Below are 13,265 nucleotides of genomic sequence, written 5' to 3'. Positions count from 1 at the left end.
CCCTCATCTCCATTGAAGTCCCCTGTTGTTCTCCAGGCGCACGCGCCGGGTCTCCTTCACGTGGCGCCCGCACAGGTCGTTGCCGACCCGCCCGTCAGTTCCAGGGATGAGCTGCTGGTCGGCGTCCACCATCCAGTGGGACCGATAGTTCATGCAGCACGTCGTCTGGCGCGGCGTCCGGTAATCGAAGTAGCCGCACTTGTGCGGCATTCCGAACGCGTGCGTGAGCTCGTGGACGATGGTGTGGAGCGTGGCTTGCTCGAAGCCGCGCCGGGGCTGCGCCCCCTCGGGGTCCCACCACGCCCTGTGATGGGTGAACAGGATGGTCCTGCCGGCGAAGTACCTCGCCGGCCCGACGTCGATCGTGGGGCTCATGCCGGCGGTGTAGGTGGCCCCTGGGCCCCGCACGTCGGCCTCGACGCGCGCGGGGATGCCGTAGCCCGGGGGCTCCCACGCCCCGTCCCTGCGGCGGGCCCGAGGGAAGAAGAAGAGGCGCCGCTCGTACGCGTGCGCCAGCGACCCGTCGCCCGCGGTGAACTGGCTCTGGATGTCGTGCGGCGCGATCCAGAGACGGGTCCGCGGCGGGTCGCCGAGGATGGCCGCGCTCGCGACCGAGAAGCCCATCTGCCAGCCGTCCCAGCGGAACGTGACGTAGCTCGCGTCCGGGTGGGCGCCAGGGATCTCCACGTACTCGCCGCGCCGCTCGCCCTCGCCGCCGTCCAGGATCGTGACGCTGCCGGAGAACAGCGGCTCGCCCCGGACCTCGGGCACGGCGTGCGGCTCGAGCGCGGCGATCAGGCAGAACCAGCCAGGGTCCCCGGCGTGCTCGAATTGCTCGCTCACGAAGCGCGAGGCCATCTCGCCGAGCGTGCTCGCGTCGAGCGCCATGTGCTGCAGGTCCTGGATCACGCGGGCCTCGGTGAAATCGAGCTGGGTGAAGACGGGCTCGAAGTGCTCCGGCGCCTGCTCCACGGGCACCGGGGGCGCGCTCTCCATCCGGATGTACTCGACGTCGATCCGTCGCCAGAGCGTCATGATCCCGGTCTCGTCGCCGGCCGCCTCGGCGATGCCATCGGCGTCGATCTCGGCGCTCACGATCAGGTTGTCTCCGGCGATGTCGGTCATGTGGCGCCGGACCTTGCTCCTCCTCCCGGCGATCGCCGTGCTCGCGCTGGTCTCCGTCGCTTCGGACAGCGCATAGCCCTCCACCTCTTCCCATCCAGGCACCCTGTCCTGCGTTCCCTCGTTGTCGTCTTCAGCCGGCGCCACATAGTCCCCCGCGGCGTCGTAATCGTTCTCGTCGAGGGTGGCAGCCCAGTCCGGGTGCACCTCCGGCGGCTCATTCGAGGGATCGTCTGGATCGCGCGCGCTCCAGCGAATCCGGGCTCCTTCTGGCAGCTCGCCCTCGGAGCTCATCACCTCGACGGTGATCTCGACGAGCTGCGTATTCTTTGCCCACTGCCCATCGAGATCTCTGTTGATGTAGACGCGTCCCCGGTTATCGAGGCTCTTGTAACCGGGCTTATATCCAGCCGCCCGCGTCGTCCCCGGCGGCGCCGTGCTGTCGGGAAAGCCCGGCAGATACAGGCCCTTGATGTCGACAATCCGGACCGCGATCATCGGGGCAGAGCATTGCAAATGCCGCGCTCAGCCCGGCCGCCTCCGGGCGTCTCATCCCCGGGGCGCGTGCCTTCCGCTTGTCGCTTTATCCCGGCGCGCGTTCGTGCGTAGACTCTGCGCCCTCATGAGCTTCGAGCCAGTTGCAGGGTTTCGCTTCGGCGCCGTCAGCGCCGGGATCCGGAAAGACGGGCGCATCGACGTCGCGCTCGCGGTGGCCGATCAGCCGGCGATCGTGGCCGGCATGTTCACGCGGAACGTGGTGCGCGCGGCGCCCGTGGACATCGCGATGCAGCGCGTCCGGTCGGGGCGCGCTCGCGCCGTCGTCGCCAACAGCGGGTGCGCGAACGCGTGCACGGGCGAGGCAGGCTGGAAGGCGACGCTCGATACGACGCGCGCCGTCGCCGAGTCCATCGGCGCCTCGGAGGACGAGGTGCTCCCCGCCTCGACCGGCGTGATCGGCGCCGTCCTGCCCGCGCACCGGATCATCGAGCGTGTCCCCGAGCTGTCGGCGCGCCTGTCGCCGAAGGGCTACCTCGATTTCGCCCAGGCGATCTGCACGACCGACCGCTGGCCGAAGCTCGCGCAACGCAAGCTCGGCGCCGGCGCGACGCTGCTCGGCATCGGCAAGGGCGCCGGGATGATCCACCCCGACGTGGGCCCGCCCCACGCGACGATGCTCGTCTTCCTGTTCACCGACGCCGTGCTCGACGCCGGCGAGGCGAGCGACGCGCTGGCGGCCTCGTGCGACGTGACGTTCAACGCGTGCAGCGTCGACGGGGACACCAGCACCAACGACACGGTGCTCCTCCTGTCCTCCGGCGCGTCCCAGCGCCGCGTCTCGCGCGACGAACTCTCGGCGGGCCTCACCGAGGTCTGCGGCGAGCTCGCGCGCTCGATGGTGGCGGACGGCGAGGGCAGCACGCACGTCGCCGAGATCCGCGTCCGCGGGCTCGCGACGCGCGACGGTGCGCGCGCCGTCGCGCGCACGGTGGCCACGTCGATGCTCGTGAAGACCGCGCTGTTCGGCAAGGACGCGAACTGGGGGCGGCTGCTCGCCGCCGCGGGCCGCGCAGGCGTCCCCTTCGACCCGCGCGAGGCCCAGATCCTCGTCGGCGGGATCCCGATCGTGCGGAACGGCGCGCCGGTCGGGGCGGAAGCCGAGCTCAAGGCGAACGAGGTGCTCGCGCGCGACACCTACGTCATCGAGCTCGTGCTCGGCGGCGGCCCCGGCGACTTCGCTTACCTCACGAGCGATCTCGGACACGGCTACGTCGACGTGAACGCGGGGTACCGCTCCTGATCCTCGCGGGGTGACCGGCCGGGCTGCTCGCAGGGAGCGCCCCCGCGCCTTCGCCCCGACCGGAAGCGCCGGCTGCGGCCTTCCCCATCGCTCCCGGGCCCCGAGCGCCGGCCGTCCCCCGCCTCACCGCCGCACGATCCCCGCGGATCAGTGAACCTCGCGCGACGAGCGCAGGTGAACGCAGGTTCACAAGCGGGTTCACAAAATGAGCGCCTCGTCGGGCTTCCCGGCGCTCCTCTCCTGCCGCCCCGTGGCACGCTGCGTGTTAGCGCGCGTCATGGTAGTCGTGCGGGAAGGCCGCGCCGGTGCCGGCCGCCGCTGGAGGACTTCGATGCTTCTTCATTCCCCCCTTGCGAAGATCCTGGGTCGAGGCGCGCTGTTCCTGATGATCACCGCGACCGCGACGGGCTGCGGCGGCTGTGGCGATGCGTCGCTCCAGTGCGACCCCGATGGCGAGAACTGTTTCCTCTGCGACGGTTACGGGTGTCGCCCCGTGGAGCCGGACATCGACGGCGCCAGCAGTGGGGGTCAGGGCGGCGCGGGTCCGGCAGACCCGGGCCAGGGCGGCGCGGGCCAAGGCGGCGCGGGGGGCGCGGAGGCCGAGTGCGACGCGGAGCTCACCACGTGTCCCTGCGACGGCGACAGCGCGTGCGAGGACGGCACGCGGTGCGTCGACGGGCTCTGCATCGCGGCGTGCGAGTTCAGCTACGAGTGCGGCGACGGCAGGGTGTGCGTGAACGGCGAGTGCGCCGATGGCTGCTCCAGCGCCGCGCCCTGCGCGGAGCCCGGCACGCGCTGCGACCGCGGGGTCTGCGTCCCCGACCCCGCGAACCCCGAGTGCGGCGACGCGGCCCCGTGCGAGGGCGGCGCGGTCTGCGTCGACGGCGCCTGCACCACCGGCTGCGCGACGCACGCGGACTGCGCGCCCGGCGAGGTGTGCAACGCGGCCACCGGCGCGTGCATGGACGACCCCTCGCCTCAGCCCGGCTGCGGCGCCAAGGCCTGCGCGGCGCAGGGCCAGGAGTGCATGGAGGACGGCTACTGCCACTACCCATGCGAGAACACGCGGGCCTGCCAGCTCATCGACAGCCGCTTCGTCGGCTGCGAGGACGGGTTCTGCAAGACGCGGGAGGAGGTCGCGCCGGAGTGCTCGCTCGACGAGCCTTGCCCCGACGGCGAGAGCTGCATCTCGGGCAAGTGCCTCTGATCCCCTGCACACCTTGACCGTCCGTCACGCGGCGGGTAATCGCCTCCAATGGTCTCCCGCTCTCCCGTCCATCGGCCCGCGCATCGGCCCGCGCCGCTCTTCGCTCGGATCGCCCGCGCCGCCGCCGTGTCGCTCGCCCTCGCCGTGCCAAGCGTCGCCGCCGCCGAGACCCGGATCGCCGTCGTCGACGTGCAGCACGCCGTCATGCAGACGGAGGACGGCATCCGAGCGCAGGCCACGCTGAAGAAGCTCTTCGACCGGCGGCAGCAGGAGCTCGACGCGAAGCAGACCGAGCTCCAGCGGGCGCGCGAGGACATCGAGAAGCAGTCGCGCGTGCTCTCGCGCGAGTCGCTCCAGAAGCGGATGGAGGACTGGCAGCGCCAGATGGTCGAGCTCCAGACCGTCTTCGTCGACTACAACAAGGAGCTCCAGAAGAAGCAGGGCGAGCTCACCGGGCCCATCCTCAAGAAGATGATGCTCATCGTCGGCAGGATCGCGAAGAAGTCGGGCTACGAGATCATCTTCGACAAGCAAGCGGCCCCGTACGTCCGCGCCGATCTCGATCTGACGGAGCAGGTCATCCAGCTCTACAACACCGGCGGCGGCGAGGACGACGCGGGCGGCGACAAGGCAGAGAAGAAGGACGACGCGAAGTAGCGCGCCGCCCGCGCGCTCCACACCGCGGAAAGGAGCCGGCCTTGCCTGAGCGAACCCAAGCGCCCGTCACGCTCGACATCCATCAGATCCTGTCGATCCTGCCGCACCGTTACCCCCTCGTGATGGTCGACCGGGTGACGGAGATCACCGCCAACAAGTGCATCCGCGGCTACAAGTGCGTCGCTTACAACGAGCCCTGGTTTCAGGGGCACTTCCCCCAGCGGCCGATCATGCCCGGGGTGCTGATCCTGGAGTCGCTCACGCAGCTCGGCGGCATCCTCGCCTATGCGTCGGATCCGTTCGACGCCACGTCGAACCTCATGTTCTTCCTCGGCATCGACAAGGCGAAGTTCCGCCACACCGTGACGCCCGGCGACCGGCTCGATCTCTACGCCGAGGTGCTGCACCACCGCTCGAACGTCTGGAAGCTGCGCGGTGAGGCGAGCGTCGACGGGACGCTCTGCGCCGAGGGAGAGATGCTCGCTTCCATCGTCGATCGCGAGCCCTGAACGGAGAGAGAGAGAGATCTCGTCATGAGCCCCAGCCCGTCGGCGTCGTTCGCCCGTGTCCTCGCGGCCCTCTGCGCCTCGCTCGCGCTCTCGCTCGCAGGCGGCTGCGGCGGCGCCGCGCCCATCGCGCCCCCGGCGCCCGAGACGGGCGGCGGCCTGATCGGCTCGGCGGCGCCCGAGCTCGCGGCCGAGGTCGTGAGCGGCGAGGGGCCCTCCACGCTCAAGGAGGCGCGCGGCAAGGTGGTGATCGTCGATTTCTGGGCGACCTACTGCCGCCCCTGCAGAAGATCGTTCCCCAAGTACCAGGAGCTCGTCGACCGCTTCGGCGGCAATCTCGCCGTGCTCGCCGTCTCCCTCGATGCACCCGAGGACGTCTCGACGGAGCAGCTCGCGGGGTTCGCGGACGAGGCGGGCGTCAGGTTCAAGATCCTCTGGGACAAGGACCAGAGCGCGGAGAAGGCGTACAGGCCGCGGAGGATGCCGACCGCGTTCGTCGTCGATCGGGGCGGCGTCGTGCGCCATGTCCACGCGGGCTACGAGGACGGCGAGGAGGACAAGATCTCCCGGGAGGTCGAGGCGCTGCTCGGCCCGGCGGCGGCTCCGCCGCCTGCCGACGGCGGCCGCCGATCCCCTTGACGCTCCCGAGGAGGCGACGCTCGTCTTGATGACCCCCACCCTGATCCGGCGCGTCTCGGTCGAGGCGCTCGACATCCCCCTGCACGAGCCGTTCGGCATCGCCGGCGGCGCGCAGGAGCGCGCGGCGAACCTCCTCGTCACCGTGGAGCTCGCCGACGGGACGCTCGGCTTCGGCGAGGCGGCGCCGCTGCCCGCATTCAACGGCGAGACGCAGGACGGGTCGCGCGCCGCCGCCCTTTCCTTGCGCGAGGCCGTGGTGGGCTCGGACGCGCGCGCGTGGCGCGCCGTCGCGCGCGCGCTCCGCGAGGCGTCCGGGGGTGGCGCCGGCGCGGCGCGCTGCGCGATCGAGACCGCGATCCTCGACGCGCTCACGAAGCGCGCGGGCATGCCGCTCTGGGCCTTCTTCGGCGGCTCCGGGACGGCGCTCACGACCGACATCACCATCACCACCGGCTCGCCGGAGCGCGCGGAGGAGGCCGCGCGGCGCGCCGCGGCCATGGGCTTCCGCGCGCTCAAGGTGAAGGTCGGCGGCCGCCTCGCCGCGTCGGACCCCGCGCGCATCGAGGCGATCCACGCGGCCGCGCCCGGGGCGTCGCTGATCCTCGACGGCAACGGCGGGCTCACGGCGGGCGAGGCGCTCGCGCTCGTCGCGCACGCGCGCCGGCTCGGCGCGGACGTCGCGCTGCTGGAGCAGCCGGTGCCGCGGGACGACTGGGACGGCATGAAGGAGGTCACGCGGCGCGCGGGCGTCGACGTGGCCGCCGACGAGAGCGCCGCCTCCGCGGAGGACGTCCTCCGCGTCGCGGCGGAGCGCGCGGCGACCGTGGTCAACATCAAGCTGATGAAGGGCGGCATCGCCGAGGCGCTCGACATCGCGGCGGTCGCCCGCGCCGCGGGGCTCGGGCTCATGATCGGCGGGATGGTCGAGTCGGTGCTCGCGATGACGGCGTCGGCGTGCTTCGCCGCCGGCCTCGGCGGGTTCTCGTTCGTCGATCTCGACACGCCCATGTTCCTCGCCGAGAACCCGTTCGACGGCGGCTTCGTCCAGCGAGGCCCGGCGCTCTCCCTCGAGGGGATCCGCGCCGGCCACGGCGTCACCCCGAAGCGCCGCTCTCCAGGGGCGGGCTAGCGGCCGCGTCGCCGACGGCGCCGATCCACGCCGGCACGCCCAGCTGATCGAACGGGCCCCGCAGGTCGTCGGGCAGCGGCGCGGCGAGGCGCAGCGGCGCGCCCGTCTCGGGGTGGGCGACGGCGAGCTCGGCCGCGTGGAGCGCGAGGCGGTGCAGCGCATACCGCTCGCGGAACAGGCGGTTGTGCTCGCCCTTGCCGTAGTTCACGTCGCCGATGATCGGGTGGCTGATGTGCTTGAGGTGCCTCCGCACCTGGTGCAGGCGGCCCGTGCGCGGGCGCGCCTCGACGACGGCGTAGCGCTCGAGCGCGTGGAGGCGCTCGAAGTCGGTGACGGCCGGCACGCGCGGGCCCCCCTCGCGCCGCGGGATCGGGTGATCGATGCACCCGCGCTCGGGGGGCACGCCGCGGACGAGCGCCAGGTAGCGCTTCCGCGCGAGGCCCTGCTCGAACTGCGCGCAGAGCAGCGCGGCGGCGGCGGCGTCGAGCGCGACGAGCAGCACGCCGCTCGTCGCCCGGTCGAGGCGGTGGACGGGGTAGACCTTCCGGCCCAGCGCGCGCTCGGCGAGGTCGACGAACACGACCGGCGCGTCGCCCCAGCCGCGGTGCACGAGCAGCCCGGACGGCTTCGCGAAGGCCGCGACGCGATCGTCCAGGTGGAGCAGGGAGAGCTGCGTCGCGGCCGCGCTCATCCGGTCCCGAGCGCGAGGTACCGCGCGAGCCGCTGGTACAGGGCGGCCGCGAGCTCCGCGTCGTGCTCGCAGACCTCGGCGAAATCGTCCTTGCGGATCCGGATGAGCCGCGTCCGCGCCGCGGCGACGGGCAGATCGCCCTTGCGCCGCGCCCCCACGAGCGACTCCGGGAAGAGCAGGCCGGAGGACCCGACGCGCCGCCCGTCCGGCAGATTCACGGCCCCGTCGAGCACCAGGTAAGCGACCAGATCGCTGGCGACGTCGCGCGGGATCCGATCCCCCGCGCCGAGCTCCACCTCCACGCCGGCCGCGAGCGCCCCGAGCACCGCCGCGGGGCTCATGCCGGCGAGGAGCGGGCACGCGGAGAGCACCGACAGATCGCGCGAGGACGGGCCGGCGTCGTCCGCGCGCTTGACGAAGCGCTCCTTGATGTCGATGACGATCACGCTCGCGTTGTCGTGGCCTCCCCGCTCGCGCGCGTGGCCGAGGAGGCCGGCGGCGACCTCCTCGGGCCCGCCCTTCGAGCAGAAGCGGGAGAGCGACGCCTCGCTGTCGATCGCGTTGTGCACCCCGTCGGTGCAGAGGAGGATGCGGTCGCCGCGCGACAGATCGACGAACACGGTGTCGACCGCGACGGTGCCCGCGAGCCCGATCGCGTTCACGAGCGGGTTCCGTTGCGGCTTCCTGGCCGGGGTCGGGTTGCCGGCCGCGCGGAGCGTATCGTAGAGGGCGTGGTCCTGGGTGAGCTGGACGGTGGTCGTCGGGCGAACCAGGTACGCGCGGCTGTCGCCCGCGTGGGCGAAGAACGCCCGGCTGTGCGCGAGCACGACGAAATCGAGCGTCGTGCCCATCCCCTGGTAGCTCGGCTCCGTGCGGCGCGCCTCCAGGATGGCCGCGTGCGCGGCCTCGCCCACGCGCCGGAGCAGCGCGAACACCTCGCGCCGCGCCTCGATGTTCGGGTCGGCCACGTACGCGTCGAGGATGGCGGCGGCGGGCGGACGGAGCACCTCGCCGCGCACCGTGTCGACGGCGATCTGAGCCGCGACCTCGCCCGCGGCGTGGCCGCCCATCCCGTCGGCGATGCCGAAGAGGGCGAGCTCGGGGCAACAGAGGATCCGGTCCTCATTGCTCGGGCGGACGAGGCCGACATCGGTCGATGCGGCGAACTCGATGCGATAGTCGAAGCGTGGGAGGATCCGGGACACCGCGACCAGGATAGACACCGTGCGGGCGGCGTCAAAATGGCGCGTCTGTCGGCGACCGCGCGACGGCTCCACGCCCGCTCGCCTGCGTCGGCCGGCGCTCGCCCGGCGCTCGCCCTCCCCCTGCCGCGAGCGCGCGCCACGTTGCTGCCCCGCTGGCGCCGCCGCGCCAGAGGGGGGCAGCGGGGCCTCGCCCTGGTCCCGCTGACGCGGGCCGGCGCGCCCTGCGCACCGGCCGAGGCGAGGCCGTGCCTCCGGCAGACACACCAGCGTGCAACGCGCACGGATCCACGGTTGGCCCGACTCTCGCGTCTTCGGGGAGCATGCAACTCATCGAGGTGGACGTCGGGCGCTTTCGGCTCGAATTCGGCGGAGGGCTCGGGCTGGAGGTCATCGTCCTGTTCAGCCGCTCGGTGGCCTTCTGGCGCTGGGGCGGCGAGCTCGTTGCGGAGGTCAGCGTCGGCGTGAGCTGAACCGGACAGCCGTCGTCTCGACCCGAGCCCCGCCGGCCACAGCAGATTCGGGGCGCGCAGCGAAAGAGCCCCAGACGAAAAATTCCGGTAGGATTCGGCTCGACCGCATGAGGCCTCGCTGCTGTCTGACATCCACCACGCTCGCTCCTGCCGCGGCTCTGCCGGAGGCCTGCGAAGCGACTCGGCCATTCACGCTCGAGCTCGACGGTCCGACGCGGACCGCGGGGCGCGCGACCTCGCGCCGCTCGTGGAGCGCGCGATGACGGTAGAACCGCGGATCGACGTCGCCACGATGCGGCGAGCGCTGTCCACCGCCGAGGCGGTGATGGCGCTGAACCCTCCCGAGTCGCCGATGAGCGAGGGGTACCGGCTGTTCCGGGTGTCAGGCGGTGACGTCGCGTGGCTGGACCTGCCCGCGAACAGCGGCGCATATGCCGTCTTCGGCTCGCACCCGCGCTGCGACATGAAGTTCGCGTCGGGCGACGATGTCTGCGTGCGCCACCTGGTCGCCACCTGCTGCAACCTCCCCGACGGCGGCTTCGGGCTGCGGCTCATGGATCTGCAGACCTCGATCCCCTTCTTCGTGGACGACGACGTGCCGCGGCGGTCGATCGTCGTCAGCGGCCCGCTGCTCGTGCGCATCGGCAAGCACGTGGTCGGCGGGCTCCCGGTCGGGCCGCGCGCCTCGTCGAGGGTGCTCGAGGTGAGCTCGTGCGGGATGAGCGAGCCGCCGCGCGGCCTCGAGAGCGTCGCGGGCAAGGCCGTCATCGAGGGCGCCGCGCCGCCGGCGGCGACCGAGGGCATCACGACCAGCCACCGCTTCGCCCGCGGGGAGATCTCGCACATCACGTCGGTGCGCCCCGTCTCGCACATCGAGGAGATGGTGGCGCCGCGCGCGAAGAGCGGGTACGTGCGGCTCACGCTGCAATCGAGCGAGCGCAGCGCCGCGGTCGAGCTGCCCCAGCAAGCGCTCGACGACGGCGTGCTGCTCGGGCGCGCCGACAACTGCCTGGACCGCGGCCTGCGCTCCGTCCTGAGCACGCACATCTCGCGGACCCACCTGCTGCTCCTGCGGGACGGCGCGGAGATCATGGCCCTCGATCTCTGCTCGACGAACGGGACGAGGTTCGCAGGCCAGAAGGTCCGCCGCGTGATGGTGCCCGCCGAGGGCCTCGCGCTCACGCTCGGCCCCGAGCTCACGCTGATCTGGCACCCGCAGACCTGACACGCTGGCCGCCCTCGCGGCGAGACGCCTGGCGATCCCCGAAGTGCGGCACGTCCGGCCGAAGCACCGCACTCCCCAGGCCGCGCCGCGAGGAGCGCGGCGCGCTACGCTAGAAGCTGGCGCGCGATGACGAGGCGCTGGATCTGGCTCGTGCCTTCGTAGATCTGGAGGACCTTCGCGTCGCGCATCATCTTCTCGACGGGGTACTCCTTCACGTAGCCGTTGCCGCCGAACACCTGCACGGCGTCCACGGCGGTCTGCATGGCGCTGTCAGCGCCGTAGGCCTTCGCGAAGCTCGAGACGATCGGGTCGCGCACCCCGTGATCGAGGTTCCACGCAGCCTTCTGGTAGAGCAGGCGCGTCCCCTCGACGCGGATCGCCATCTCCGCGAGCATCCACTGGATGAGCTGGTGGTTGCCGATCGGCTGGCCGAAGGTCTTGCGCTCCTTGGCGTAGGCCACGCACTCGTCGACGCAGCGCCGCATCAGGCCCGTCGCGGCCGCGCCGATGTCGGGGCGGGTCTGGTTGAAGGTCTCCATGGCGAGCTTGAAGCCCTGCCCCTCGGGCGCGAGCAGGTTCGCCTTCGGCACCTTCACATCATCGAGGAACACCTGGGCGGTGTCGCTCGCCCGCTGGCCGAGCTTGTCCTCCTTCTTGCCGACGCGAACGCCGGGCGTGTCGCGGTCCACGATGAACGCCGCGATCCCCTTGTGCCGCAGCTCCGGGTTCGACGTCGCGAAGATCACGTAGTAACGCGCGTAGCTCGCGTTCGTGATCCAGCACTTCTGCCCGTTCAGCACGTAGTCGTCCCCGTGCTTCGTGAAGCGCGTCTTGAGGCCCGCGACGTCGCTGCCCGCGTCCGGCTCGCTCGTGCAGTAGCTCGCCATGATCGGCTCGGCGGTGAGCATGCCGAGGTACTTCTTCTTCTGATCCTCGTTGCCGGCGAGCTTGATGGGGGTGAGCGCGAGGCCGTTCGCGAGGAAGCTCGTCTGGATCCCGGTACACCCGTACGAGAGCTCCTCGGCGAGGAGGGCGTTCTCGAGCTCGCCCATCCCCGGGCCGCCGTACTCGGCCGGGCAGGTCGGGTTGACGAGGCCGATGTTCCAGCCCTCCACGAAGACATCCATCGGGAAGTACGATTTCTGATCGCACTCGGCCGCGATCGGGAGGATGCGCTCCTTCGTGAAGCGACGCGCCGTATCGATGAGAGCCTTGTGCTCTTCGCTCACAGAGAAATCGACCACCTTGTGACCTCCGGCTAGTGGGGCGGGGACGGCGCTCACCGGGCCCGCCAGCTACGCGGGACGAGGGCCTGCGCCCCCGTCACTCCTTCATTCTGCGCCTGCGTCGCTCGAGCTCGGCGCGCACGGCGCGGCTGCCCAGAATGTAGCCGACGATCAGCCCAAGCATCAGCACCACGGGGATGTAGAGCGCGTGCTGCGGGGTCATCTCCCCCAGGTTCGGCATCAGCTCGCCCCCTGGCCCGCTCCAGCCCGTGCCTTCTGCACGGCGGCCTCGAGCGCGTCGATGCGCCGGTCGATCTGCTTCTGCCGGCGCCAGGAGACGAAGACCAGCGCGAAGAGGATGAGCCAGATCGCGGCGTACGCCTCGACCAGCAGCTTCTCTCCGCTCTGCATGTCGTTCCCCCCCTGAACGGGGCGGAACGCCTGCGCTCGGTCGTCCGTCGTGGTGCTCGTCGGCTGCTGCAACGCCGCATGGGAGAACAAGGAATGATTGGATTTCACGTTGTCAGTCCTCTCCGATGCCGGCTTCGAGGGCCTCTTGCTCGAGCTCCGCGAGCCGCGCGGACGCGAGATCGACGCGGTAACGCGCCCACACGAGCGCGAGGGTGAGCAGGGTGAACGAGAGGAAGCCGAAGCCGAGCGCCATCTTCATGTCAGGGTGCCCGAGGCCGCCGCCTTTGCCCGTGATGACCGTGGGGTGGTTACCGCCCCACATCTTCACCGAATAATGGATGATCGGCAGGTTGGCCGCGCCGAGGACGCCCAGGGCCGCCGCGAACTTGCGCTCGGCGTCGCTGTCGCCGGTGAAGGCGCGGAGCACGACGTAAGCGATGTAGATAAGCACGCTGAGCAGCGACGTCGTGAGGCGCGGATCCCACGTCCAGTACACGCCCCACGCCTTGGCGGCCCACAGCGGGCCGGTGACGAGGACGATCAGCCCCATCGCCACGGCGACCTCGGCGCCGGCCTTCGCCAGCGAATCCCAGCGCTGGGTGCCGCGCGCGAGGTAGCCGGCGGAGCCGATGAAGCAGACGGTCGCGCCGATGTACATCGCGTACCCGGCGGGGGCGTGGAAGTAGAAGATCTTCTGCACGATCCCCATCGTGGCCTCGGTCGGCACGACGTACGCCACGAAGTGGAGAGTGCCGATGACGGCGAGGGCCGACGCCGCGAGCAGGACGTAAAACGCGATGCTGGCGCCCGCGGATGCGCCGCTCGTCGCGCGCCGCGCCGCATCACCGTTCGCTGCCAAAGCCACCTTGTGCGGCGCCCGCTCGACGTTGACGTTGGCTCCCATGCTGTCGCGCACCGTACTGCCAAGGACGGTCGCGTTCAAGCCGGGGTGACGCGGAGCCGAGCGACGCGGCGCGTG

General features: G+C 71.5%; 15 protein-coding genes. 8 read left to right on the top strand and 7 right to left on the bottom strand.

The window, feature by feature from the left end; translation table 11 throughout:
* Nucleotides 1-3 precede the first annotated feature (3 nt).
* Nucleotides 4-1,620: a hypothetical protein gene (locus WME73_RS16175; protein WP_437746348.1), complete on the bottom strand. Its 1,617-nt coding sequence runs from the start codon at nt 1,618-1,620 to the stop codon at nt 4-6.
* Nucleotides 1,621-1,744: 124 nt separating this feature from the next.
* Between WME73_RS16175 and argJ the strand changes: the two genes are divergently transcribed.
* The 6 genes from argJ to WME73_RS16145 all read left to right on the top strand — a co-directional run bounded on the left by argJ (nt 1,745) and on the right by WME73_RS16145 (nt 7,058).
* Nucleotides 1,745-2,920 (top strand): bifunctional glutamate N-acetyltransferase/amino-acid acetyltransferase ArgJ, encoded by a 1,176-nt coding sequence (gene argJ, locus WME73_RS16170; protein WP_437746347.1) that lies wholly within the window; start codon nt 1,745-1,747, stop codon nt 2,918-2,920.
* 331 nt (nt 2,921-3,251) lie between these two features.
* Nucleotides 3,252-4,127, top strand: coding sequence for a hypothetical protein (locus tag WME73_RS16165; RefSeq protein WP_437916283.1), 876 nt, complete (start codon nt 3,252-3,254; stop codon nt 4,125-4,127).
* A gap of 48 nt (nt 4,128-4,175) precedes the next feature.
* On the top strand, nt 4,176-4,784 hold the full coding sequence (locus tag WME73_RS16160; RefSeq protein ID WP_437746345.1) for an OmpH family outer membrane protein: 609 nt from the start codon (nt 4,176-4,178) through the stop codon (nt 4,782-4,784).
* Between the two features lie 41 nt (nt 4,785-4,825).
* Nucleotides 4,826-5,293: a 3-hydroxyacyl-ACP dehydratase FabZ gene (fabZ, locus tag WME73_RS16155; protein ID WP_012235490.1), complete on the top strand. Its 468-nt coding sequence runs from the start codon at nt 4,826-4,828 to the stop codon at nt 5,291-5,293.
* Nucleotides 5,294-5,317: 24 nt separating this feature from the next.
* Nucleotides 5,318-5,929: a TlpA family protein disulfide reductase gene (locus WME73_RS16150; protein ID WP_437916282.1), complete on the top strand. Its 612-nt coding sequence runs from the start codon at nt 5,318-5,320 to the stop codon at nt 5,927-5,929.
* A 28-nt stretch (nt 5,930-5,957) separates the two neighbouring features.
* On the top strand, nt 5,958-7,058 hold the full coding sequence (locus tag WME73_RS16145) for a dipeptide epimerase (RefSeq protein WP_437916281.1): 1,101 nt from the start codon (nt 5,958-5,960) through the stop codon (nt 7,056-7,058).
* On the opposite strand, the gene WME73_RS16140 is transcribed toward WME73_RS16145, so the two are convergent.
* Together WME73_RS16140 and WME73_RS16135 are read right to left on the bottom strand one after the other, a co-directional pair.
* On the bottom strand, nt 7,024-7,749 hold the full coding sequence (locus WME73_RS16140; RefSeq protein WP_437746342.1) for a pseudouridine synthase: 726 nt from the start codon (nt 7,747-7,749) through the stop codon (nt 7,024-7,026). The two genes, WME73_RS16145 and WME73_RS16140, sit on opposite strands and share 35 nt — an antisense overlap.
* Nucleotides 7,746-8,954, bottom strand: coding sequence for a protein phosphatase 2C domain-containing protein (locus tag WME73_RS16135; protein ID WP_437746341.1), 1,209 nt, complete (start codon nt 8,952-8,954; stop codon nt 7,746-7,748). The genes WME73_RS16140 and WME73_RS16135 overlap by 4 nt, the downstream gene beginning before the upstream one ends.
* A gap of 320 nt (nt 8,955-9,274) precedes the next feature.
* Between WME73_RS16135 and WME73_RS16130 the strand changes: the two genes are divergently transcribed.
* Nucleotides 9,275-9,424, top strand: a complete 150-nt coding sequence (locus WME73_RS16130; RefSeq protein WP_157906681.1) for a hypothetical protein — start codon at nt 9,275-9,277, stop codon at nt 9,422-9,424.
* Nucleotides 9,425-9,683: 259 nt separating this feature from the next.
* Nucleotides 9,684-10,649 carry an FHA domain-containing protein gene (locus WME73_RS16125; protein WP_437872205.1) on the top strand — a complete coding sequence of 322 codons (966 nt, stop codon included), beginning with the start codon at nt 9,684-9,686 and terminating at the stop codon, nt 10,647-10,649.
* 104 nt (nt 10,650-10,753) lie between these two features.
* Here WME73_RS16125 and WME73_RS16120 read toward each other — a convergent pair whose 3' ends face one another.
* The 4 genes from WME73_RS16120 to WME73_RS16105 all read right to left on the bottom strand — a co-directional run bounded on the left by WME73_RS16120 (nt 10,754) and on the right by WME73_RS16105 (nt 13,190).
* Nucleotides 10,754-11,893 carry an acyl-CoA dehydrogenase family protein gene (locus WME73_RS16120; protein WP_437552715.1) on the bottom strand — a complete coding sequence of 380 codons (1,140 nt, stop codon included), beginning with the start codon at nt 11,891-11,893 and terminating at the stop codon, nt 10,754-10,756.
* 79 nt (nt 11,894-11,972) lie between these two features.
* Nucleotides 11,973-12,116 carry a hypothetical protein gene (locus tag WME73_RS16115; RefSeq protein WP_012235483.1) on the bottom strand — a complete coding sequence of 48 codons (144 nt, stop codon included), beginning with the start codon at nt 12,114-12,116 and terminating at the stop codon, nt 11,973-11,975.
* On the bottom strand, nt 12,116-12,394 hold the full coding sequence (locus WME73_RS16110; protein WP_012235482.1) for a CcmD family protein: 279 nt from the start codon (nt 12,392-12,394) through the stop codon (nt 12,116-12,118). Before WME73_RS16110 ends, WME73_RS16115 begins: the two co-directional genes overlap by 1 nt.
* 4 nt (nt 12,395-12,398) lie before the next feature.
* Nucleotides 12,399-13,190, bottom strand: a complete 792-nt coding sequence (locus tag WME73_RS16105) for a cytochrome c biogenesis protein (RefSeq protein ID WP_437746339.1) — start codon at nt 13,188-13,190, stop codon at nt 12,399-12,401.
* Nucleotides 13,191-13,265 lie beyond the last annotated feature (75 nt).

It is taken from the genome of Sorangium sp. So ce302 (assembly GCF_051530145.1).
Lineage (GTDB): Bacteria > Myxococcota_A > Polyangia > Polyangiales > Polyangiaceae > Sorangium > Sorangium cellulosum_B.
This window is presented reverse-complemented; position numbering and strand designations above follow the sequence as displayed.